The organism is Streptomyces coeruleorubidus (assembly GCF_008705135.1).
Taxonomy (GTDB): Bacteria; Actinomycetota; Actinomycetes; order Streptomycetales; family Streptomycetaceae; genus Streptomyces; species Streptomyces coeruleofuscus.
The window spans coordinates 2674123-2696436 of sequence record NZ_CP023694.1 but is presented as its reverse complement, the minus strand read 5'-3'; the positions used below and the strand labels follow the sequence as shown (position 1 = coordinate 2696436).

Annotated in this window: 19 protein-coding genes and 1 pseudogene; 11 read left to right on the top strand and 9 right to left on the bottom strand. The window is 72.2% G+C overall.

Annotation, left to right across the window (positions count from 1 at the left end; genetic code table 11):
• Window positions 1–5: 5 nt before the first annotated feature.
• On the bottom strand, window positions 6–788 hold the full coding sequence (locus CP976_RS12540) for an adenosylcobinamide-GDP ribazoletransferase (RefSeq protein ID WP_150480428.1): 783 nt from the start codon (window positions 786–788) through the stop codon (window positions 6–8).
• Between the two features lie 60 nt (window positions 789–848).
• Here CP976_RS12540 and CP976_RS43645 point away from each other — a divergent pair, with 60 nt between their 5' ends.
• Window positions 849–1613 carry a hypothetical protein gene (locus tag CP976_RS43645; protein WP_150480427.1) on the top strand — a complete coding sequence of 255 codons (765 nt, stop codon included), beginning with the start codon at window positions 849–851 and terminating at the stop codon, window positions 1611–1613.
• On the opposite strand, the pseudogene CP976_RS43275 reads toward CP976_RS43645, so the two are convergent.
• A pseudogene (locus CP976_RS43275) lies at window positions 1600–2262 on the bottom strand (hypothetical protein); the annotation flags it as partial. The gene CP976_RS43645 and the pseudogene CP976_RS43275 sit on opposite strands and share 14 nt — an antisense overlap.
• Before the next feature lie 94 nt (window positions 2263–2356).
• A complete protein-coding gene (gene cobT / locus CP976_RS12525; protein WP_150480426.1) occupies window positions 2357–3475 on the bottom strand; it encodes a nicotinate-nucleotide--dimethylbenzimidazole phosphoribosyltransferase in 1119 nt (372 codons plus the stop codon).
• A gap of 171 nt (window positions 3476–3646) precedes the next feature.
• Between cobT and CP976_RS12520 the strand changes: the two genes are divergently transcribed.
• The gene (locus tag CP976_RS12520; protein ID WP_150480425.1) at window positions 3647–4693 is read left to right on the top strand and encodes a class I SAM-dependent methyltransferase; all 1047 of its coding nucleotides are present in this window, start codon (window positions 3647–3649) and stop codon (window positions 4691–4693) included.
• 29 nt (window positions 4694–4722) lie between these two features.
• Here the strand turns inward: CP976_RS12520 and CP976_RS12515 are convergent, their stop codons facing one another.
• Entirely contained in the window at window positions 4723–5922 is a 1200-nt protein-coding gene (locus CP976_RS12515; protein WP_150480424.1) for a bifunctional adenosylcobinamide kinase/adenosylcobinamide-phosphate guanylyltransferase, read from the bottom strand.
• A gap of 223 nt (window positions 5923–6145) precedes the next feature.
• Between CP976_RS12515 and CP976_RS12510 the strand changes: the two genes are divergently transcribed.
• Complete coding sequence (locus CP976_RS12510) at window positions 6146–6358, top strand: hypothetical protein (protein ID WP_150480423.1); 213 nt, start codon at window positions 6146–6148, stop codon at window positions 6356–6358.
• A 52-nt stretch (window positions 6359–6410) separates the two neighbouring features.
• Here CP976_RS12510 and CP976_RS12505 read toward each other — a convergent pair whose 3' ends face one another.
• Both CP976_RS12505 and CP976_RS12500 read right to left on the bottom strand, forming a co-directional pair.
• The gene (locus CP976_RS12505; RefSeq protein WP_150480422.1) at window positions 6411–7112 is read right to left on the bottom strand and encodes a class I SAM-dependent methyltransferase; all 702 of its coding nucleotides are present in this window, start codon (window positions 7110–7112) and stop codon (window positions 6411–6413) included.
• An 83-nt stretch (window positions 7113–7195) separates the two neighbouring features.
• Entirely contained in the window at window positions 7196–7795 is a 600-nt protein-coding gene (locus tag CP976_RS12500; protein WP_150480421.1) for a DUF3043 domain-containing protein, read from the bottom strand.
• A 336-nt stretch (window positions 7796–8131) separates the two neighbouring features.
• Here CP976_RS12500 and CP976_RS12495 point away from each other — a divergent pair, with 336 nt between their 5' ends.
• From CP976_RS12495 to CP976_RS12470, 6 genes are all read left to right on the top strand, one after another.
• Window positions 8132–8917 carry a PspA/IM30 family protein gene (locus tag CP976_RS12495; protein ID WP_150480420.1) on the top strand — a complete coding sequence of 262 codons (786 nt, stop codon included), beginning with the start codon at window positions 8132–8134 and terminating at the stop codon, window positions 8915–8917.
• 23 nt (window positions 8918–8940) lie between these two features.
• The gene (gene pspAA, locus CP976_RS12490; protein WP_010037210.1) at window positions 8941–9219 is read left to right on the top strand and encodes a PspA-associated protein PspAA; all 279 of its coding nucleotides are present in this window, start codon (window positions 8941–8943) and stop codon (window positions 9217–9219) included.
• A gap of 209 nt (window positions 9220–9428) precedes the next feature.
• Complete coding sequence (locus tag CP976_RS12485) at window positions 9429–10646, top strand: sensor histidine kinase (protein ID WP_150480419.1); 1218 nt, start codon at window positions 9429–9431, stop codon at window positions 10644–10646.
• Window positions 10643–11326, top strand: coding sequence for a response regulator (locus tag CP976_RS12480; protein WP_150480418.1), 684 nt, complete (start codon window positions 10643–10645; stop codon window positions 11324–11326). Before CP976_RS12485 ends, CP976_RS12480 begins: the two co-directional genes overlap by 4 nt.
• A gap of 160 nt (window positions 11327–11486) precedes the next feature.
• On the top strand, window positions 11487–14603 hold the full coding sequence (locus CP976_RS12475; protein ID WP_150480417.1) for an efflux RND transporter permease subunit: 3117 nt from the start codon (window positions 11487–11489) through the stop codon (window positions 14601–14603).
• 116 nt (window positions 14604–14719) lie between these two features.
• On the top strand, window positions 14720–16954 hold the full coding sequence (locus tag CP976_RS12470; RefSeq protein ID WP_150480416.1) for a protein kinase domain-containing protein: 2235 nt from the start codon (window positions 14720–14722) through the stop codon (window positions 16952–16954).
• An 18-nt stretch (window positions 16955–16972) separates the two neighbouring features.
• On the opposite strand, the gene nadA is transcribed toward CP976_RS12470, so the two are convergent.
• Window positions 16973–18157 carry a quinolinate synthase NadA gene (gene nadA, locus CP976_RS12465; RefSeq protein WP_150480415.1) on the bottom strand — a complete coding sequence of 395 codons (1185 nt, stop codon included), beginning with the start codon at window positions 18155–18157 and terminating at the stop codon, window positions 16973–16975.
• A 281-nt stretch (window positions 18158–18438) separates the two neighbouring features.
• Here nadA and CP976_RS12455 point away from each other — a divergent pair, with 281 nt between their 5' ends.
• Window positions 18439–18795 (top strand): HesB/IscA family protein, encoded by a 357-nt coding sequence (locus CP976_RS12455; protein WP_086851802.1) that lies wholly within the window; start codon window positions 18439–18441, stop codon window positions 18793–18795.
• A gap of 86 nt (window positions 18796–18881) precedes the next feature.
• Here the strand turns inward: CP976_RS12455 and CP976_RS12450 are convergent, their stop codons facing one another.
• Complete coding sequence (locus CP976_RS12450) at window positions 18882–20813, bottom strand: hypothetical protein (RefSeq protein WP_150480414.1); 1932 nt, start codon at window positions 20811–20813, stop codon at window positions 18882–18884.
• Window positions 20814–20959: 146 nt separating this feature from the next.
• Window positions 20960–21169, bottom strand: a complete 210-nt coding sequence (locus CP976_RS12445) for a hypothetical protein (RefSeq protein ID WP_150480413.1) — start codon at window positions 21167–21169, stop codon at window positions 20960–20962.
• A 133-nt stretch (window positions 21170–21302) separates the two neighbouring features.
• Between CP976_RS12445 and CP976_RS12440 the strand changes: the two genes are divergently transcribed.
• Window positions 21303–22277, top strand: coding sequence for a carbohydrate kinase family protein (locus CP976_RS12440; RefSeq protein WP_150480412.1), 975 nt, complete (start codon window positions 21303–21305; stop codon window positions 22275–22277).
• Window positions 22278–22314 lie beyond the last annotated feature (37 nt).

The following is a 22314-nucleotide window of genomic DNA, read 5'->3' as shown; positions in this document are numbered from 1 at the left end:
TCGTTTCAGCCCAGTGACAGAACGACCAGCGCCGTGGTCGCCGCCGTCTCGGCGAGGCCGCCGAACACGTCCCCGGTGATCCCGCCGAAGCGGCGCGTGCAGTGTCGCAGGAGTGCTTCCGCGGCGGCCAGGGAGAGCAGGACCGCGAGCGCGGTGCGGGCGACGTCGTACGGCCCGAGGACGGCGGCGACCGCCGCGGCCGCGCCCGTCACGGCGACTCCGGCGAGCAGCGCTCCGCGGACCGGCACCACACCCGCGACCGCCGCCCCCAGCCCCTCCGGCCGCGCCGCCGGCACCCCGGCCCGGGCCGCGAGGGTCAGGGCCAGCCGGGCGACGGTCGCCGAGACGACGGCGGCGCACGCGCCCCGGGCCCAGGAGGCGTCGTAGGCCTGGGCGAGCGCGGCGACCTGGGCGAGCAGGGCGAGGACGAGGGTGATGACACCGAACGGCCCGATGTCCGACTGCTTCATGATCCGCAGGGCGTCCTCCGCGGGCTTGCCGCTGCCCAGCCCGTCGGCGGTGTCCGCGAGCCCGTCGAGGTGCAGTCCCCGGGTCAGGGCGGCGGGGACGGCGACGGTGGCCACGGCGGCGAGCGGCCCGCCCGCACCGAGGAACAGCAGCACCAGTCCGGCGGCGGCGGCGGCCGCCCCGACCGCGAGCCCGGCCAGCGGAGCGCACAGCATGCCGCCGCGCGCGGCCTCCCGGTCCCACCGGGTCACCCGGACCGGGAACACCGTGAGCGTGCCGAAGGCGAAGCGGAGACCGTCGAGGGGCGAGGTTCTGGGCACCGGCGCAGGCTACCGGCCGGTCAGGAGAGCGGGCATGGTGGCCGAGGATAAAGTTCGCATATGGGATGGTTCGAGCGGAACATCATGGAACCCGGCAAGCTGCCGTTGCTTCTCGCTCTCGTCTCCTTCGTGCTGACCTTCTTGATCACCCGGGGCATCACCCGCCTCATCCGGGCGGGCAAGGGCCCCTTCCGCAACATCAGCGGCAGCGGCGGTGTCCACGTCCACCACGTGGTGCCCGGCGTCATCCTGACGATCGTCGGCGGCTTCGGCGCGGTGGCCGGAGGGCAGCACGGCTTCGGCTCGGCGCTGGCCGCGGTGATCTTCGGCATCGGAGCCGGCCTCGTCCTCGACGAGTTCGCCCTGGTCCTGCACCTGGCCGACGTCTACTGGACCGAGGCCGGCCGCAAGAGCGTCGAGATGGTCGTCCTCACCGCCTCCCTCGTCGGACTGCTCCTGATCGGCTTCTCGCCCCTGGGCGTCAACGACCTGTCGGACGACCAGGAGCAGAACCGCGCCACCGTCATCGTGAACGTCGTCGTGAATTTCGTGTTCGCCCTCATCGCCCTGTTCAAGGGCAAGGCCCGCCTCGCGGTCTTCGGCGTGATCGTCCCCGTCATCGCCCTGATCGGCGCCGTACGGCTGGCCCGCCCCGGTTCCTATTGGGCCAAGCGTTTCTACCGGCGCCGCCCCCGCGCTCGCGCCAAGTCCAGCCTGCGGGCCTACCACCACGACCGCCGCTGGCTGGGCCCCCGGCGCGCTTTCCAGGACTGGATCGGAGGCGCGCCCGACCCCGAGCCGGCCCGGTCCCTCGAACACCGCTGACGCGCCGCCGGCGCACGGCGCCGACCGCGCACACGACCAGCACCGCCGCGATCGCCGCCAGGTGCTCCTTGCCCGCCAGGTTCTCCTTCAGGGCGACCTCGGCCACCATCGCCACGATCACCGCCCCCGCCGTGAAGTACGCGCGGTAGCGCCATCCCAGGTAGACGGCCAGCCCCACCACGGCCGCCGACGGCCCGGTGTCCACGACCCGCGCGTCCGCGGCGGGCAGCCCCAGCGGGACGTCCGGGCCCAGCCGGACGCCCAGTCGGGCGTACAGCGTGCCCGCGAGCGTCGCGAGGTACGCCATGAGCAGCGTCCGCCGCCGGCCCAGGCAGAGCTCCGCGATGCCGAACACCAGCAGGATCTGCGCCAGCGCGCCCCACACCGGCAGGTCCAGCGCGGGCACGAACAGCGACAGCGGCGTCCGCAGCAGCGCGAGCCACAGCGGATCCTCGGCCCGTACCGCCCCGATGTCCTGCACGAACCGGTAGCCCCACGGCCGGCTGTGCGCGAAATGCAGCGCGGCCGTGAGGCACACGGCCGCGACCGCCATCGGCACGGCCCGCAGGCGCCGCTGCCGCAGCGGCCCGCGCACGGCCGCGTACAGCGGCCCCCATTCGGCGCGGGCCCAGCGGGCGAGCGTGGTCATCGGTCGTCCTCGTCCGGTGTCGGTACATGGGCGAAGACCGACCGGAGGGGGACGAAGTTGAGCCAGGTGTGCGTGACCTGGATCTCCCGGAACGCTACTGCTCGGAGGGAACCTCAGAAGCCTCCGCGACCTCAGGGGCCTCGGCACTCTCCAGTGCCTCGGACTCCTTCGGCTGCTCGGGCAGCTCCGCCGCCAGCGCGGCCGCGGCCTGCACCAGCGGGAGCGCGAGCAGGCCGCCCGCGCCCTCGCCGACGGTCACGCCCTGGGTCAGCAGCGGTTCCAGGGCCATCCGGTCCAGCGCCTTGGCCTGCCCGGGCTCGCCGCTGTCGTGCGCGGCCAGCCACCAGTCCGGCGCCCGGAACGCGATCCGCTGCCCGACCAGCGCGCACGCGGCCGTCACGACCCCGTCGAGCACCACGGGCATCTTCCGCACCGCGCTCTGCAACAGGAAGCCCGTCATCGCGGCGAGGTCGGCCCCGCCCGCCGTCGCCAGCAACTGCAACTGGTCCCCGAGCACCGGCCTGGCCCGGCGCAGCGCGTCGCGGATCGCCGCGCACTTGCGCATCCACGCCAGGTCGTCGATCGCCAGCCCGCCCCGGCCGGTGACGACCGACGCGTCGACCCCGCACAGCGCCGCGACCAGCACGCCCGCCGCCGTCGTCCCGCCGACGCTCACATCGCCGAGCACCACCAGATCCGTACCGGAGTCGGCCTCCTCGTCGGCCACCGCGACCCCGGCCCGGAACGCCGCCTCGGCCTCCTGAAGGGTCAGCGCGTCCTCGACGTCGATGCGCCCGCTGCCGCGCCGCACCCGGTGCCGTACGACGTCCTCGGGCAGGGCCTCCGGATCGCAGTCCAGGGCCATGTCGACGATCCGCACCGGCACGCCCAGCCGCCGCGCCAGCACCGACACGGGCCGGCCGCCCTCCAGCACCTCCCGCACCAACTCCCCGGCGCCGCCCGCGGGCCGGGCCGAGACGCCCAGTTCGGCGACGCCGTGGTCACCGGCGAAGAGCACCACCCGCGGCCGTTCGATCGGCCGCACCGGCACGGCGGACTGCGCCGCCGCCAGCCACTCACCCAGGTCGTCCAGGCGGCCCAGCGACCCGGGCGGCACGATCTGCCGCTCCCGGCGCGCCTCGGCGTCACGGCGTACCCCGCCGTCCGGACGCTCGATCAGATCGGTGAAGTCGTCGAGATTAAGCGAGCTCATTCGCCGAACAGTACCGGCACCGATCGAACAGCAGGGCGCCACATCGCGACTCCGCGGTGGCGACGTCGTTGCACCCCGGATCGGCATCCCATACGTTCCGGTTTGCAGCGGATTGTCGTACGTCGTTCGTCGGACGTCCCTGCCGTACGCCTTCGCGCCCGGGAGCCGCCCATGACCGCACATCCCGCCCCCTCCGCACCTCCCACCCCTCAAGCGACGACACCGGCGCACGAGCCGCGCCGAGAGGACTGCCCCTGGTGCGGCTCGGCCCGGCTGCGGAACCGGCTGCGCACCGGTGACCTGCGGCAGTACAAGCCGGGCAGCTTCACCGTCGACGAGTGCCGGGACTGCGGCCACACCTTCCAGAACCCCCGCCTCACGTTCGAGGGCCTCGCGCTCTACCACCGGACGGTGCGCGGAGCACCCCGGGACGTCGCGGCCGACACCCTCCTCGCGCTGCGCGGCAGCCGGCTCCGCCACCGCTCGGCCGCCCGCGCGATGCTCCGCTTCGGGGAGCCGGAGAGCTGGCTGGACGTGGGGACGGGCCACGCCCGCTTCCCCGCGACAGCCCGGGAGTTCTTCCCCTACACCTCCTTCGACGGCCTCGACCGCACCCCGCGCGTGGTCCGCGCCCGCTCGGCCGACCGCGTCGAGGAGGCCCACGTGGGCCGCCTGACGGACCCCCGGATCTCGGCTCCACTGCGCGCCCGCTACGACGTGGTCAGCATGCTCCACCACCTGGAGGGCGTCCCCGACCCCCGCGCGGAGCTCCACGCCGCCCTCGAAGTCCTGCGCCCCGGCGGCCACCTGCTCATCGAGACCCTGAACCCGCGCAGCGTGTACGCCGCGCTACTGGGCCGCTGGTGGCTCGCCTACGACCAGCCCCGCCACCTGCACCTGCTCCCCCCGCGCAACCTCCGCGCGGAACTGGAGGCGGCTGGCTGCACGATCGCGCTCCTGGACCACCGCCCCGTCCACATCCCCCACGACCTCGCCGGCGCCACGGCCCTGGCCCTCTCCCACGCCCTCCCCGCCCCCGACACCCCCTGGCGAGCGATCCCGCCGCCCATGACCCGTCAACACCTCCGCGAGGCCCTGCTCCGAGCCGGTATCCCCTTGGTGGCCCTGGCGGCGGTGGCAGACCACCTCATCGCCCCACTGACCCGCCGCACCCGCTTCGCGAACACGTACCGCCTGATCGCCGGCAAGCCCGGTTAGCTGCGGGCAGCCGTGCCCCCCGGCACCTGTTACCCCCGCAGCACCACGGCCTGCCCCGCCACCACCAGCAGCACATGCTCACACTCGTCCGCGAACCCCGCGTTCAACCGCCCGAGTTCGTCCCGGTACCGCCGCCCCGACGCAGTCGACGGCACGATCCCCGACCCCACCTCGTTCGACACGGCGACAACGGTCCGCCGAGTGGAACGCACCGCCTCCGTCAGCTCCCGCACCCGCTCCCGCAACGCCTTCTCCCCCCGCTCCGCCCACACCGCGTCGTCCCACGCCCCGGCGGCATCCATCGCATCCGTCAGCCACAACGACAGGCAGTCGATGAGCAGCGGCGGCCCCTCCTCCTCCAGCAGCGGCACCAGATCGCACGTCTCGACCGTCCGCCACGACCCCGGCCGCCGGTCCCGGTGCGCGGCCACCCGCGCCGACCACTCGGTGTCCCCGTTGCGCGACCCGCCCGTCGCCACGTACAGCACGTCCGGAAAGGCCTCCAGCCTCCGTTCGGCCTCCACCGACTTGCCCGACCGCGCCCCGCCCAGCACCAGCGTCCGCCGCGGCACGTCCGGCACGTCCTCGTACACCCCCACCGCCAGCGTCGTCCCGTCCGGCACGGCCCGCGCCCCGGCCGCCGCGAGCCGCCGCCCGAGCTCCGGCCCCGGCGGCACGTCGTGGTCCAGATGGACGGCGACCACATCGGTCGTCGCCCCCACCGCGCCGACCGCCCGCAGCTTCGCCAACGCGTCCGGCCGCCCCACGACGTCCGCGAGCACCATGTCGTACGACTCCGCCGGCTCCTCCAGCCCCGCCGGCGCCCCGCCCGGCGGCAGGTACAGCAGCCGCTGCCCCTCCGGCCCGGTCACCGCGTATCCCGTGCCCGGCGCGTCCAGCGCCACCGCCCGCACCCGGTGCCCCGTCAGCAGCGTCAACTCCCGTCCGTCCGGCACCCGTCCGGGTTGCGGCAGCCCGGCCGGCACCTCGACCGCCGGCCCGTCGTGCGGATGCGACAGCAGCACCTGCCGCACGCCGGTCAGGGAACGGCCCGCCCGCGCCGCCGCGAACGCTGCCCCGGGCGTCAGGTCGAGCAGCAGCGCCCCGTCCAGGAGCAGCGCGGTGGCCGCCCGCGCGTCCGGGCCGAGGGCGGCCGCACAGGCCGCGCAGGGACAGTCGGGGCGGGGGAGTCCCGCGGGGGCGCCGGTGCCGAGCAGAGTCAGTTCCACGCCCCGATTCTCACCCGTGCACATGGAACACGCGTGATGGAGACGCCCTCAAGGGGCGCGGGGAACTGCGCGCCCAGCCCCCCACGACCCGCACGCGCGCAACCACTCGCACTCCCGGAAGGCCTATAACGCCCCACCCAGCGGAGCGCATAGGCTCAGGTCAGGAGCCGGACCAAGATCCGGCTTTCGCTGTGCAGTGTGCTCACACACATGGGAGGCGTACATGGCGGCATGGACGTGGCGGTTCGAGAAGACCGACGGGACGGAGGTCGAGCCCGCGGTGCCGCCGGAGGAGTTCCCCACCCAGGGGGACGCCGAGTCCTGGATCGGGGAGCACTGGAAGGCGCTTAAGGAGGGCGGCGCAGACCAGGTGCGGCTGTTCGAGGACACCACGGAGATCTACGGGCCGATGAGCCTGCACGCGGCCGAGGCGTGAGCCCCGGGGCGGGGGCCGGCCGACGGCCCTCGCCCACTCCGCCGGCCGGCGGTCAGCCCCGTACGCCGCACAGGTGCAGCAGCGCCGCCACCCCGCGGTACGGGTCCGTCCGCCCGGCCTTCTCCTCCACCGCGAGCAGCGTCTCCACGTCGGCCGGGACCTCGGAGCCGTCCGCCGCCGTGTCCGTGAACACGCGCACCCCGTACCAGGCGTGCAGCGGCGCACCGATCCCGGCGAGCGTCGCCGTCAGGTCCTTCAGCCGGTCGGCCCGTACGTCCAGCCCGAGGCGGTTGCGGTAGGCCACCGTGTCGAACGCGGCCAGCGCGCCCGCCCAGTCGCCGGACAGCCCCGGCCGTATCGCGAGCGCGTCCCCGTTGCGCACGAGCAGGGACAGCAGCCCGCCGGGCGCGAGCATCCGGGCCAGGCCCGCCAGCAGCGGGTCGGGCTCCTCCACGTACATGAGGACGCCGTGGCACAGCACCACGTCGAAACTGCCCGGCAGGAAGTGCACGCCGGTGTCCCGGCCGTCGCCCTCGATGATCCGCATCCGCTCCCGGATGCCCTCCGGCTCCCCGGCGAGGGACTCCCGGGCCACGGCGATCATCGTCGCGTCCTGCTCCAGACCGGTCACCTGGTGCCCGGCCCGGGCCAGCCGCAGCGCCTGGGTGCCCTGGCCCATGCCCACGTCGAGCACCCGCAGCCGCTTGCCGACGGGGAAACGCCCGATGATCTGCTCGTCCAGCTGCCGGGCCACCAGCTCCTGCCGGACGACATCGCGCAGCCCGCCCAGCTTGTCCAGCCAGGCATCCGCCGCGCCCCCGGAGAACGACGTCGCGGTCAGGGCCGCTCTCCGCGCTTGACCTGCGGCTTCGGCAGCCGGAGCCGGCGCATCTGGAGAGAGCGCATCAGGGCGTAGGCGACCGCGCCGCGCTTGTTCTCGTCCGCGAAGCGCTCGTTGAGCTGCTTCTTCAGGCGGAACGCCGTGACGAACGAGTCGAGCACGATCAGCACGATCACCACGAGCCACAGCAGCAGCGCGATGTTCTGGAGCGCCGCCACCCGCACCATGCTCAGCACGAGGATGACCACGGCCATCGGCAGGAAGAACTCCGCGATGTTGAACCGCGAGTCGACGAAGTCGCGCGCGAACCGGCGGACCGGTCCCTTGTCACGCGCGGGCAAGTAGCGCTCGTCGCCGCTCGCCAGCGCCTGGCGCTGGCGCTCCAGCGCGCTGCGGCGCTCCTCGCGCTGCCGCTTGGCGGCCTCCTTCCGCGTCATCGACGTGTTGGCGACGCTGCGCCGCTGGGACTGGGCCTCACTGCGCTTGGGCGTGGGCCTGCCCTTCGGGGCCTGCGGGTCGCGGGGCTGCTTGGAGAAGTTCACCGGCGCCTTGTCGGCTGCCTGGGCCTTCTCATCCTTCGCACGGCTACGGAACACAAAACCCAAGGGTAAGGGCTTCCCGGGCATGGACCCCAGTCCCGGTGGGAACGATCCGGCAACACCAGTCGTCTGTAAGGGGACAGAGGGGACGTTGTGTACGCACCCGGTCGTTCCCGGGATGTACGGCTCCGGTAACCCCGGGTATCCCCGGTAACCCCGGGGACCACCTACTCCCTACGCCGGAGCGGGAGCGTGCTCAGTCGTCCTTGGGGATGAGCGCATCCGTCCCCGAACAGTGCGGTAATGGATGCAGGGCCCGTACTGTGGGTTCTGTCGCAGGAGCTGGAGCCGGAGTCGGTCAGAAGGGGGCGCGCGAAGCCCATGAGCGGTGTCATGAAGCGTATGGGGATGATCTTCCGCGCGAAGGCGAACAAGGCCCTTGACCGGGCCGAGGACCCGCGCGAGACCCTCGATTACTCGTACCAGAAGCAGCTGGAGCTGCTCCAGAAGGTCCGCCGCGGTGTCGCCGACGTGGCGACCTCGCGCAAGCGCCTGGAACTCCAGCTCAACCAGTTGCAGTCCCAGTCCACCAAGCTGGAGGACCAGGGCCGCAAGGCGCTCGCGCTGGGCCGTGAGGACCTGGCCCGTGAAGCGCTGTCCCGCCGTGCCGCCCTCCAGCAGCAGGTGACCGACCTGGAGACCCAGCACGCGACGCTCCAGGGCGAGGAGGAGAAGCTCACCCTGGCGGCCCAGCGGCTCCAGGCCAAGGTCGACGCCTTCCGCACGAAGAAGGAGACGATCAAGGCGACGTACACGGCGGCCCAGGCGCAGACCCGCATCGGAGAGGCCTTCTCCGGCATCTCCGAGGAGATGGGCGACGTCGGCCTGGCGATCCAGCGTGCCGAGGACAAGACGGCCCAGCTCCAGGCCCGCGCCGGGGCCATCGACGAGCTGCTCGCCTCCGGTGCCCTGGAGGACCCCTCCGGCATGCACAAGGACGACCTCCAGGCCGAGCTGGACCGGCTCTCCGGTGGTACGGATGTAGAGCTGGAACTGCAGCGGATGAAGGCCGAGCTGGCCGGCGGATCGAGTGCCGGGCAGCAGGCCCTCGAAGGTGGCACGAGCCAGCAGCAGTCCCAGCAGCAGCCGCAGGACACCCCGCGCTTCGACAAGCAGTAGGGGCCCACGCCTAGGAGGGCGACATGATCGTACGGATCATGGGGGAGGGCCAGGTGAGGCTGGCCGACGGCCACCTCACCGAACTGAACAAGCTGGACGACGAACTCCTGGCCGAGATGGAGAACGGCGACGGCCCCGGCTTCCGCCGCACCCTCCAGGCCCTGCTGACCAGGGTCAGAGACCTGGGCGAACCCCTGCCGGACGACTCCCTGGAACCCTCGGAACTGATCCTCCCCTCTCCGGACGCGACGCTGGAGGAAGTCAGGGAACTGCTCAGCGACGACGGCTTGATCCCGGGCTGAAGCTGCGTAACCGCGGGCATTCGTGCCTCCCCCAGTGCCTTAAGGGCCTGGGAGGTGCCCCCAGGCGGCACGGGTGGGCGCGGCGGCACCCCGCAGCGCCGGGTTGCGCAGTCGCCCCGCCCTCAGCTCCCACGCCGAGCACCTCACAACCGGCCTTCCGACCCCGGCCCCCATACCCCGCACACCCACCCCGGCTACCGTGAACCCCCGTGAGCACCCTCCAGCGGGTCAAATGCCAGGCCAAAGCACATCCCCTGGCCATGGACGCGGTCCTGGCCGCAGGCGTCCTGGTCTGCATGGTCGCCGGATCGTTCGTCGAGCCCCGCCACCGTGACAGCGTCAGCTGGGCCCTGCGCACCCCCGACCTCCTCAGCCTCCTCCTCATCGCCCTCGGCGCCGCCGCCCTGGTCTTCCGCCGCCGCGCCCCGATGACGGTCCTCTGCCTCACCGGCACGGTCTCCGTCATCGAATCCGTCACCGGCGACCCCCGCGCCCCCGTCGCCATGTCCGCGGTCATCGCCCTGTACACCGTCGCCTCCACCACCGACCGCCCCACCACCTGGCGCGTCGGCCTGCTCACCATGACCGTGCTGACCGGCTCCGCCATGGCCGCCGGCAGCCTGCCCTGGTACGCCCAGGAGAACCTCGCGATCTTCGCCTGGACCGGCATCGGCGCCACCGCCGGCGACGCGGTCCGCAGCCGCCGCGCCTTCGTCCAGGCCATCCGCGAACGCGCCGAACGCGCCGAACGCACCCGTGAGGAGGAGGCCCGCCGCCGGGTCGCCGAGGAGCGCCTGCGGATCGCCCGCGACCTGCACGACGTCGTGGCCCACCACATCGCCCTGGTCAACGTCCAGGCCGGCGTCGCCGCACACGTCATGGACAAGCGCCCCGACCAGGCCAAGGAAGCCCTCGCCCACGTCCGGGAGGCCAGCCGCTCCGCCCTCAACGAACTCCGCGCCACCGTCGGACTGCTCAGACAGTCAGGTGACCCGGAGGCCCCCACCGAACCCGCCCCCGGCCTGGACCGCCTCGACGAACTCACCGGCACCTTCCGCAACGCCGGCCTGCACATCGAGGTCGCCCGCGCCGACCACGACACCACCCTCCCCGCGGCCGTCGACCTGGCCGCCTACCGGATCATCCAGGAGGCCCTCACCAACGTGCAGAAGCACGCCGGGCCGCAGGCCCAGGCCGAGGTCAGCGTCGTACAGGTCGGACCCCACATCGAGATCACCGTCGTGGACGACGGCAGCGGCGAGAACGACACCCCGGGCAGCGGCGGCGGGCACGGGCTGCTCGGCATGCGGGAACGCGTCAGCGCCCTGCGCGGCACCCTCACCACCGGTCCCCGCTACGGCGGCGGTTTCCGTGTCCATGCGATCCTGCCGGTCAAGAACCGCACACCCGGGGAGGACCCCGCATGACGATCCGTGTCCTGCTCGCCGACGACCAGGCGCTGCTCCGCAGCGCCTTTCGCGTGCTCGTCGACTCCGAGCCCGACATGGAGGTGGTGGGCGAGGCCTCCGACGGCGCGGAGGCGGTACGGATGACGAAGGAGCAGCGCGCCGACGTCGTCCTCATGGACATCCGGATGCCCGGCACCGACGGTCTCGCCGCGACCCGCATGATCAGCGCCGACCCGGAGCTCGCCGACGTCCGCGTGGTGATCCTGACGACGTTCGAGGTCGACGACTACGTCGTGCAGTCGCTGCGCGCGGGCGCCTCCGGCTTCCTCGGCAAGGGCTCCGAGCCCGAGGAACTGCTGACCGCCATCCGGACGGCGGCCGGCGGGCAGGCACTGCTGTCCCCGGCGGCCACCACGGGCCTGATCGCCCGTTTCCTCGCCCAGGAGGACCCCGACGCGGGCGACCGCGACCCGGCCCGCGGCGAGCGGCTCGACTCGCTCACCGGGCGGGAGCGCGAGGTGCTGGTCCAGGTCGCGGGCGGCCACTCCAACGACGAGATCGCCGAGCGGCTGGAGGTCAGCCCGCTGACGGTGAAGACGCACGTCAACCGGGCCATGGCCAAGCTGGGTGCCCGGGACCGGGCCCAGCTCGTGGTCATCGCGTACGAGTCCGGTCTGGTCCGTCCAAGGGTGGAGTGAGCCCGGCCCGGGCGTACTGCGCCGGGAGTATGCGCCGCATAAGGAACGGGACCTGGGGCCTACGGATCGGGTCCCGCCGATGGCTCAGGGTGTAGGGGCGGGCGCTCATCTGCGCGCCCGCTGCCGCTTCTGCCGTTAAACAGAAGAGAGACCCTGACCCATGTCCTGGCTGTCGAGATTCAGCCTCGCGCAACGGGCCCTGATAGGGCTGATGTCGATCATCGCGCTCGTCTTCGGGGCGATCGCGATACCCCAGCTCAAGCAGCAGCTGCTGCCCACCATCGAACTGCCCATGGTGTCCGTGCTGGCGCCGTACCAGGGCGCGTCCCCGGACGTGGTCGAGAAGCAGGTCGTCGAGCCCATCGAGGACAGCCTCGAAGCCGTCGACGGCATCAGCGGCGTGACCTCCACCGCCACCGAGGGCAACGCCGTGATCATGGCGTCCTTCGACTACGGCAACGGCACCGAACAGCTCGTCGCCGATGTGCAGCAGGCCGTCAACCGGGCCCGCGTCCAGCTCCCGGACGACGTGGACCCGCAGGTCGTCGCCGGTTCGACGGACGACATCCCGACCGTCGTCCTCGCCGTCACCTCCGACCGGGACCAGCAGGCCCTGGCCGACCAGCTCGACAAGACGGTCGTGCCGGACCTGAAGAGCATCGACGGCGTCGGCCAGGTCACCGTCGACGGTGTGCGGGACCTCCAGGTCACCGTCACCCCCGACGAGGCGAAGCTGGCGAAGGCCGGCCTCACCTCGCAGGCCCTCGCCCAGGCCCTCCAGGCGGGCGGCGCGACCGTCCCGGCCGGCTCCTTCGACGAGGGCGGCGCCAACCGCACGGTCCAGGTCGGCGGCGGCTTCACCTCGCTGAAGCAGATTCAGGACCTGATGGTCGCGGGCGAGCCCGGCAAGGGCAAGCCGGTGCGCCTCGGTGACGTCGCCACGGTGAAGCAGCAGGAGGCCCCGGCCGACTCCATCACCCGCACGGACGGCAGGCCCAGCCTCGCCGTCGCCGTCACCATGGACCGCGACGGCAGCGCGGTCGCCATCTCCGACGCCGTCCAGGACAAGCTCCCCGACCTCCGCAAGGACCTCGGCTCCGGCGCGAACCTCACGGTCGTCAGCGACCAGGGCCCGGCCGTGTCGAAGTCCATCAAGGGCCTCACCACCGAGGGCGCGCTCGGTCTGCTCTTCGCCGTCCTGGTGATCCTGGTCTTCCTGGCCTCGATCCGCTCGACCCTCGTGACGGCGGTGTCCATCCCGCTGTCCGTGGTCCTCGCCCTGATCGTGCTGTGGACCCGCGACCTGTCGCTGAACGTCCTGACGCTGGGCGCGCTGACCATCGCCATCGGCCGCGTCGTCGACGACTCGATCGTGGTCCTGGAGAACATCAAGCGGCACCTCGGCTACGGCGAGGAGCGCAACTCGGCCATCCTCAACGCGGTTCGTGAGGTCGCGGGCGCGGTGACGTCCTCGACGCTCACCACGGTCGCCGTGTTCCTGCCGATCGGCCTCGTCGGCGGCATGGTGGGCGAGCTGTTCGGCTCGTTCAGCCTCACGGTCACCGCCGCGCTGCTGGCGTCCCTGCTCGTGTCCCTGACGGTCGTACCGGTGCTGTCGTACTGGTTCCTGCGGCCTCCCAAGGGCACCCCCGAGGACGCGGACGAGGCCCGCCGGCTCGCCGAGGAGAAGGAGGCCAAGAGCCGCCTCCAGCGCATCTACGTGCCGGTCCTGCGCTTCGCGACCCGCCGCCGGCTCACCAGCGTCGCCATCGCGATCGTCGTCCTGGTCGGCACGTTCGGCATGGCACCGCTGCTGAAGACGAACTTCTTCGACCAGGGCGAGGTCGAGGTCCTCACCGTCAAGCAGGAGCTGAAGCCCGGCACCAGCCTGGAGGCGACCAACGCCCAGGCCAAGAAGGTCGAGCAGCTCCTCGGCGACACCGAGGGCGTGAAGAACTACCAGGTCACGATCGGCTCGTCCGGCTTCATGGCGGCCTTCGGCGGCGGTACGGACACCAACCAGGCCTCGTACCAGGTGACGCTGGACGACTCGGCGTCGTACGAGGACGTCCAGGACCGTGTCGAGAAGGGCCTGGCCGGTCTGAAGGGCATCGGCACGACCACCATCACCGCCGGTGACGGCTTCGGCGCCCAGGACCTCAGCGTGGTCGTGAAGGCCGCCGACGCCGGCGTCCTGCGCACCGCGGCCGAGGAGGTCCGCAAGACGGTCGCCTCGCTCGACGACGTCACGGACGTCACCAGCGACCTGGCGACCAGCGTGCCCCGGATCTCCGTGAAGGCCAACGACAAGGCCGCCGCGGCCGGCTTCAACGACCAGACCCTCGGCGCCGCCGTCGCCCAGGCCGTCCGCGGCACCAACGCCGCCAAGGCGGTCCTGGACGACACCGAGCGCGACGTCGTCATCCGCTCGGCGAAGCCCGCGACGACGCTGAAGCAGCTTCAGGACCTGCGCCTGGGCGCGGTGAAGCTCGGCGACATCGCGACGGTGAAGCTGGTCGACGGCCCGGTCTCCATGACCCGCATCGACGGCCAGCGCGCGGCCACCATCACCGCGAAGCCGACCGGCGACAACACGGGCGCGGTGAGCACCAAGCTCCAGTCCGAGATCAACGCGCTGAAGCTCCCGGACGGCGCCACGGCGTCGATCGGCGGTGTCTCCGAGGACCAGGAGGAGGCGTTCGCCAACCTGGGCCTGGCGATGCTCGCGGCCATCGCGATCGTCTTCATGCTGCTGGTCGGAACCTTCCGGTCCCTGGTCCAGCCGCTGATCCTGCTCGTCTCCATCCCGTTCGCGGCGACGGGCGCGATCGGCCTGCTGGTGGCCACCGGCACGCCGATGGGCGTGCCCGCGATGATCGGCATGCTGATGCTGATCGGCATCGTGGTGACGAACGCGATCGTGCTGATCGACCTGATCAACCAGTACCGCAAGCAGGGCTACGGCGTCGTCGAAGCCGTGGTCGAGGGCGGCCGCCACCGGCTGCGGCCCATCCTCATGACCGCCCTGGCGACGATCTTCGCCCTGCTGCCGATGGCCCTCGGCATCACCGGCGAGGGCGGCTTCATCGCCCAGCCGCTGGCCGTGGTCGTGATCGGCGGCCTGGTGACGTCGACCCTGCTGACGCTGCTGCTGGTCCCGACGCTGTACGCGATGTTCGAACTCCGCAAGGAGCGCCGGGCGAAGAAGCGCGCGGCGAAGAAGGGCCTCCCGGCCCAGCGGACGGACGCGGCGGAGCCGGAGCACGCGGGCGTGTGACGGCCTGACCCGGCGGCGGCCGGGCACCGGACCTCATGGTCGGTGCCCGGCCGCCCCCATGTCCCGTTACGTATCCTGTGGGCCTGAACGGCAGTACGGGGGAAGGGGATTCGGGCGTGCCGCTGCACAGCGACGACCCGAAGTCGGTCGGCGGCTACAGGCTGCTCGACCGGCTCGGGGCCGGGGGCATGGGCGTCGTCTACCGGGCCAGGGCGCGGTCGGGCCGTGACGTCGCCATCAAGGTGGTGCACGCCCAGTACGCCGCGGACAGCGTCTTCCGCACCCGGTTCCGGCAGGAGATCGCGGCCGTCCGCAAGGTCAGCGGCGCCTTCACCGCACCGGTCCTGGACGCCGACCCCGAGGCGGCGCTGCCCTGGATGGCGACCCAGTACGTGCCCGGGCCCTCGCTCGCCCGGCGGATCCGCGACCGGGGCGCCCTGCCGGACGCCGAAGTGCGCGGGCTGGCCCTGGGCCTGGTCGAGGCACTGCGCGACATCCACCGGGCCGGTGTGGTGCACCGGGACCTGAAACCGGCCAACGTCCTGCTCGCCGAGGACGGGCCCCGTGTCATCGACTTCGGCATCTCCCGGGCGGCGGAGAACCACCAGACGCTGACCGAGACGGGCCAGATGATCGGCACTCCGCCCTTCATGTCTCCGGAACAGCTCGTCGACGCCCGTGCGGTCGGCCCGGCCTCGGACGTCTTCTCCCTCGGCTCACTACTGGTCTACGCCGTCACCGGCCGCGGCCCCTTCGACATGGACAGCCCCTATCTGACGGCCTACCGGGTGGTCCACGACGAACCCGTGCTGGACGGAGTGGGGGAGCCGCTGCGGGGCATCCTGGAGCGCTGCCTGTCCAAGGAGGCCGCGGACCGGCCCGGACTCGACGAGCTGGCCCGGGAGTTCGCGACCGCCCTGCCCGAGCCGGCGGACGACGATCCGGCCACCGTGACCCTCCGCGCGGACAGGATCCCGGCGGCCGAGGCAACCCGCCCCGTGACCCTGGCGGACCCGCCGGGCCCCATCCGGCCCCGCCCCCGCCGCCGCATCCGCCCGCTGCTCGCCGCGACGGGCACGGTCGGCGCCCTGGTGCTCGGCCTGACGGCCTATCTGACGCTCGGCCCCGGCTGGGCGCGGAGCACGGACCGGCCCGGCACCTCACCCTCCGCGAACTCCCGGTGGGCGGCGCCGCCCACCGGCTGGAAGCCCTGGCAGACGACCGTGTACGAGACGGCCGGGCGCGGCGTGCGGAAGACGCCGAAGCGGCAGGTCGGCGAGACCCGGGGCGGGCCGGGGTGCCAGGTGTACGAGGGCGCCGTCTTCTGCGCGGGCGACGGGATCCTGCCCGTACGCCTGGACGGGAAGACGGGCGAGACCGTCTGGCGCGCCGGCTCGCCGGCGGCTGTCACCGGCGACGGCTTCTCCAGGTTCGAGATCCTCGGCGTCCGGGACGACGCGGTACTGGTTCAGCAGGAACCCCCGGGCGAAGGGGCCACCCGGGTCTTCGCCTTCGACACCGGCACCGGCGACCGGCTCTGGGACCGAGCGGTGAACGACGAGTGGGTGGAGGTGGTCTTCTCCGGCGACATGGTGGTGATCCCGGAGGGCGACGGCACCTCGGTGACGGCCCGCTCGCTCCGCACCGGCGCTCCGCGCTGGACGGAACGGCTGCCCGCGAGGCACGCCTGCGGGATCCTGGAGGCCGCCCGGAAGCTGTACCTGCACTGCAGCCCGGAGGCGGCACCCCAGAACAGCCTGGTCATGGAACTGCACCCGGCCGACGGCCCGGCACGCCGGCTGACCGTACCCGGCAAGGCCATCTACTTCGGATCGTTCGACGGCCGGCTCCTGTTCCTGGACCTGACCCAGGACGAGGACGGAAACACACTCCTCGGGCAGGAGGCGCCGTATGCGGCAATCCGGTTGGTGGATCCCGCCACCGGTGCGGAAAGCACGACGAAGCTGGCCGAGGAGTACGCGGGACAGGTGACGATGGCGGACGGCACCCTGTGGTTCGCCACCTCCAGCGGACGGGTCACCGCCGTGTCGGCCCGCACGGGAAAACCGCTGTGGCAGACCCCGACCAGCCTGGAACAACCGAGCGAGGCGACGTACGACCCGCGGACCCGGGCCGTGTACCTCGCCAGTGCCAGCGGCCGCGTCGGCGCGCTCGACGCCAAGAAGGGCACGCTGCTGTGGGAGACGCTGCCGCGGGCGCAGAGGAACGACACCGACTGGGGTGCCACCAGAGTGCGGCTCGTCGAAGGCGCCCTGGTCGCGACCACCCCCGGCGGCACCGTCTTCAGCCTCGACCCCGCGCACCCCGAGCGGAAACCGCACTCGGGGTGACGACGGGCGGGGCGAGGATTACGGCAGCGCCAGCATCCGCTCCAGGGCCAGCTTCGCGAACGCCTCCGTCTCCTTGTCCACCTCGATGCGGTTGACGAGGTTGCCCTCGGCCAGCGACTCCAGCGCCCACACCAGGTGGGGGAGGTCGATGCGGTTCATGGTCGAGCAGAAGCAGACCGTCTTGTCGAGGAAGACGATCTCCTTGCCCTCCGGCGCGAAACGGTTCGCCAGGCGGCGGACCAGGTTCAGCTCCGTGCCGATGGCCCACTTGGAGCCGGCGGGCGCGGCCTCCAGGGCCTTGATGATGTACTCCGTCGAGCCGACGTAGTCCGCCGCGGCCACGACCTCGTGCTTGCACTCGGGGTGGACCAGGACATTGACGCCCGGAATGCGCTCGCGCACGTCGTTGACCGAGTCCAGGCTGAAGCGGCCGTGCACCGAGCAGTGGCCGCGCCACAGGATCATCTTCGCGGCGCGCAGCTCGTCGGCCGTCAGCCCGCCGTTCGGCTTGTGCGGGTTGTAGACGACGCAGTCGTCCAGGGACATGCCCATGTCCCGCACGGCGGTGTTGCGGCCCAGGTGCTGGTCCGGCAGGAAGAGGACCTTCTCGCCCTGCTCGAAGGCCCAGTCCAGGGCCCGCTTGGCGTTCGAGGAGGTGCAGATCGTGCCGCCGTGCTTGCCCGTGAACGCCTTGATGTCGGCGGACGAGTTCATGTACGAGACGGGCACGACCTGCTCGGCTATCCCCGCCTCGGTCAGCACATCCCAGCACTCGGCGACCTGCTCGGCCGTCGCCATGTCGGCCATCGAGCAGCCGGCGGCGAGGTCGGGCAGGACGACCTTCTGGTCGTCGGACGTCAGGATGTCCGCGGACTCCGCCATGAAGTGCACACCGCAGAACACGATGTACTCGGCCTCCGGACGCGCCGCCGCGTCCCGGGCCAGCTTGAAGGAGTCCCCCGTGACGTCGGCGAACTGGATGACCTCGTCGCGCTGGTAGTGGTGGCCGAGCACGAAGACCTTGTTGCCGAGCTTCTCCTTGGCCTTGCGGGCGCGCTCCACCAGGTCCGGGTCGGACGGCGAGGGCAGGTCGCCTGGACACTCCACGCCCCGCTCGCTCTTCGGGTCGGCCTCACGGCCGAGGAGCAGCAGGGCGAGGGGCGTCGGCTGTACGTCGAGCTCCTGGGTTTGGGCGGTGGTCACGACACGCACCCTTTCTGTTCCAAGACTTTTCGTCGATTTGACGCTATCTATCATAACCGCTTCACGTCACTTTGACGATGGCCATAGCGTCTGTGTGACGTGAATCCCGGCGAGCCGTCGTTCATTCCCGGGAAGGCCGGGAAAGAGCCGTTTTCCGGTTCCCGGCGCGTGTGCGAGCATGAAAAGGAGCCGAGATCGAGCGCCCGGCCCGGAATGAATCCGCGGCCCCGCCGGTTGGACCCGTCGGCAAGCAGTCTCCGTACAACCCGGGAGAGATGTAGATGTCCGTATCGGACGAGACCACCACCGTCAGCGACGGCATCATCCTGACCGACGCCGCCGCGGACAAGGTCAGGACCCTGCTCGACCAGGAAGGCCGCGACGACCTCGCGCTGCGCGTCGCCGTCCAGCCCGGCGGCTGCTCCGGCCTGCGCTACCAGCTCTTCTTCGACGAGCGTTCCCTCGACGGTGACGTGGAGAAGGACTTCGGCGGTGTGAAGGTCGTCACCGACCGCATGAGCGCCCCGTACCTGGGCGGCGCCACGATCGACTTCGTGGACACGATCGAGAAGCAGGGTTTCACGATCGACAACCCGAACGCGACGGGCTCCTGCGCCTGCGGCGACTCCTTCAGCTGAGCCTGCCGAGCCGCTTCCCGCGGCCGCGGACATGACGAAGGCGGCGGCCCCCTCCGACGGGGCCGCCGCCTTCGCGCTCTGCCGTCCTATCGCTCCCGCGTCGGGGGAGCCGGCAGCCGCGCGCCCTCCTTGGCCAGCGGGACGCCCTTGCCGTCCGAGCCCACGACCGCGCGGTCGCCGAGCGGCTCGTCCAGCTGCACGGTCTTCTGGAACTGCTTCGCGATCATGATGCAGACCTTGTCCGGCCACGGGGTCGAGGTCACCGTGACCTTCACCTCGTCCCCGCTCTCGGTCGCCTTCACGTCGTAGTCGGAGCACACCCCGCCCGTGAAGGTCACGGTCAGCTCCGAGCCCTCGGCCCGGTAGCCGTCCACCTCGACGTCACGCGGCTCGGGAGCCGACGTCGGCTTGTCACTCGGCTCGCTCGGCGTGGGCGAGGCCAGGTACTTCGGGTCGACCGCCGGGTACGTCACCGTGAACGGGTCCTTCGCGCCCGGCGCCGTCACCTCGAACAGCCAGGACGGCACCAGCGCCTGCCGCCCGTCCACAAAGTGCGAGGCCAGGCCGAACACCGCGTCCCGCACCGTCACGGCGTCCTTCTCGGGAGCGCCGCTCGCCGACGACTCGCAGGGCTGCTCCAGCCGGTCCTTCAGCGGCACGGGGCGCGCGCAGCCGCCTATGCCCATGCGGTGGTCGCCCGCCGGCCGCTGTTCCATCAGCTCCAGTGCCTTCTCCGCGCCGACCACGGGGTACGTGTCCCCCTTCACCGGCGTCTTCAGCTGACCGCTGCCGCCGACGACCTCGCCGTCGGAGCCGACCGTGACCCCGGTCGTCCAGCCGTGCGTGGGCAGTCCACCGACCTCGGGAGCGGCGTTCACCACCCGCTGGGCGCCCATGACCTGGCTCGCGTCGAGCTTCGCGTCGTCCTGACCCAACGCCTTCAGCACGGGCGCCGCCGCCTTCTCGGCCTCCGCCTCGCTCACCGGGTTGCCGCCGGGCTGCGGAGCGGTGCAGGTGTCGGTGCCCTTGCAGTTGTCGGTGCCCGGGGCGTACCGGCTGAAGGTCCAGGCTCCCGGTGCCTGCCTGTTCACCTGGAGGCTCGGCCCGGAACCGTCCTGACCGGCCCCGACCTTCCAGGCCTCGCCCTGCGCCACCGGCGCCCCCTCGACCCCGAGGGCCTTCGCCAGCCGGGCCACGTCCTCCTCGGTGACCCCGCCCTGCGCCCGGTACACCGGGGCTTCGCCGGGACCGTCCGGAAGCGGGCCGCCGAGCCGGTAGGTGGCGCCGTAGGGGTTGGGCTCACCGGGCGCGAAGCCGTTGCCGCCGCCCGACGTCGATTCCGAGTACCCGTCGAGCGCGAGCGGCGGGGGAGTGTCGTCCCCACCGGGCGCGCCGGACGTCGCACCGCCGTCGGACCCGCCGGAGGCGTTGGCCGCGAGCCAGGCCCCACCACCGCCGATCAGCAGCACGGCGGCGGCGACGGAGGCGATGATCGCGGGCGTCCGCGACCGCCCACTGCCCGGACGGACCAGGTGCTCTTCGTCGCGGGGGAGGTCGCCGTGGGGTGCGGGGGGTGTCGCTTCCGTGTCCGCTTCCCGGGCCGGGCCGGAATCGGCTTCCTGGGCACCGGGGCTTTCCGCAGCGACCTCGCGGTCCGGGGCCGGGCCGGTTTCCTCGGCGCCGGCACCATCCGTACCGGTTTCCTCGGCGCCGGCACCATCCGTACCGGCTTCCTCGGCGTCGGCTTCCGAGGTGCTGGACTCCTCGGCCGCCGGTACCGCGTCGTCCTTCCCGGCCTCGCCGGCCTCGGCACCGTCCGTCGCCTCGCCGTCCGCCTCAGAAGCCCGCGCGTCCTCACCCGGCGTCTCGGAAGCTTCAGCGGCCTCGGAGGCCTCGGAGGCCTCCGAGGCCTCAGCGGCGTCGGCCGAACCCCGCTCCTCGACCTCCGGGGTGTCGGCGGATCCGGCGCCGCCCACTTCCCTGGCGTCGTCGTCGTTGTCGGGTCGCTCGGTGTTCACCGCATCGCTCCTTCGGCTGCACAGCTGTCCCACGGGACCCGGCCCGGTCCGAAACGGGCCACTGTCGGGTCGTATCCCGCATCCCCTTTACGGGGGACAGCGATGGGACGCAGCGGGGGAGCGCGCGGTTCCCGGTAATGCTCCGCTCAGTCCCCGTAGTCCGACATCGCGTCGAGCATCCGCGCCGACGCCGAGGGTACGGTCACACCGTGGATCAGGGCCGGGGAGACCGGCCGGGAGGCGACCCGGTCGGGAGCCGCCCAGTGGGGAGCCATCCGGGCCCCGTCACCCGGCAGCGACGCCAGGTCGCCCTCGAGATCGACCGGAACCGGCACCTGGAACTTGAGGTTCGTCATATCCGCACCGTATGCACGCCGGACCTCACGGAGAAAGATCTACTATCGGGTAGTTTCGATGCCTTCAGAGCGGCGCCGCCCACCCGATAGCGTGAAGTGTCAAGGTCCGCCCTCCCTCAGGAGAGTCCACGCCGTGCGCATCGCAGTCACCGGCTCCATCGCCACCGACCACCTCATGACCTTCCCCGGCCGCTTCGCCGACCAGCTCGTAGCGGACCAACTGCACACGGTCTCGCTGTCGTTCCTGGTCGACAAGCTCGACGTCCGCCGCGGCGGCGTCGCCGCGAACATCGCCTTCGGCATGGGACAGCTCGGCACCCGCCCGATCCTGGTCGGCGCCGCGGGCGCGGACTTCGACGAGTACCGGGCCTGGCTCGACCGGCACGGCGTCGACACCGACTCCGTCCGCATCTCCGACACGCTGCACACCGCCCGCTTCGTGTGCACGACCGACGCCGATCACAACCAGATCGGCTCCTTCTACACCGGCGCCATGAGCGAGGCCCGTCTCATCGAGCTGAAGACCGTCGCCGACCGCGTCGGCGGTCTCGACCTGGTCTCCATCGGCGCGGACGACCCGGAGGCCATGCTCCGTCACACCGAGGAGTGCCGCTCCCGGTCCATCCCGTTCGCTGCCGACTTCTCCCAGCAGATCGCCCGTATGGACGGCGAGGAGATCCGCATCCTGCTGGACGGGGCGACGTACCTCTTCTCCAACGAGTACGAGAAGGGCCTCATCGAGTCCAAGACCGGCTGGACCGACGCGGAGATCCTGTCCAGGGTGGGGCACCGGGTGACCACCCTCGGCGCGCAGGGCGTCCGGATCGAGCGGACCGGCGAGGACCCGATCGAGGTCGGCACCCCGGACGAGGAGCGCAAGGCCGACCCGACCGGCGTCGGCGACGCCTTCCGCGCGGGCTTCCTCTCGGGCCTCGCCTGGGGCGTCTCCCTGGAGCGTGCGGCCCAGGTCGGCTGCATGCTGGCGACTCTCGTCATCGAGACGGTGGGGACGCAGGAGTACCAGCTGCGGCGCGGGCACTTCATGGAGCGGTTCACCAAGGCGTACGGGGATGAGGCCGCGGCGGAGGTGCAGGCGCACCTGGGCTAGACCGCCTTTGGCTGCGGGTCGCGGGGGCTGGTCGCGC

Excerpts from the sequence above, each read along its gene's own strand:
- CP976_RS43645 (WP_150480427.1), top strand. The coding sequence starts at position 849 with ATGGGATGGTTCGAGCGGAACATCATGGAACCCGGCAAGCTGCCGTTG.
- CP976_RS12455 (WP_086851802.1), top strand. The coding sequence starts at position 18,439 with ATGTCCGTATCGGACGAGACCACCACCGTCAGCGACGGCATCATCCTG.
- CP976_RS12480 (WP_150480418.1), top strand. The coding sequence starts at position 10,643 with ATGACGATCCGTGTCCTGCTCGCCGACGACCAGGCGCTGCTCCGCAGC.
- pspAA (WP_010037210.1), top strand. The coding sequence starts at position 8,941 with ATGATCGTACGGATCATGGGGGAGGGCCAGGTGAGGCTGGCCGACGGC.
- CP976_RS12520 (WP_150480425.1), top strand. The coding sequence starts at position 3,647 with ATGACCGCACATCCCGCCCCCTCCGCACCTCCCACCCCTCAAGCGACG.
- cobT (WP_150480426.1), bottom strand. The coding sequence starts at position 3,475 with ATGAGCTCGCTTAATCTCGACGACTTCACCGATCTGATCGAGCGTCCG.
- CP976_RS12510 (WP_150480423.1), top strand. The coding sequence starts at position 6,146 with ATGGCGGCATGGACGTGGCGGTTCGAGAAGACCGACGGGACGGAGGTC.
- CP976_RS12475 (WP_150480417.1), top strand. The coding sequence starts at position 11,487 with ATGTCCTGGCTGTCGAGATTCAGCCTCGCGCAACGGGCCCTGATAGGG.
- CP976_RS12495 (WP_150480420.1), top strand. The coding sequence starts at position 8,132 with ATGAAGCGTATGGGGATGATCTTCCGCGCGAAGGCGAACAAGGCCCTT.
- CP976_RS12445 (WP_150480413.1), bottom strand. The coding sequence starts at position 21,169 with ATGACGAACCTCAAGTTCCAGGTGCCGGTTCCGGTCGATCTCGAGGGC.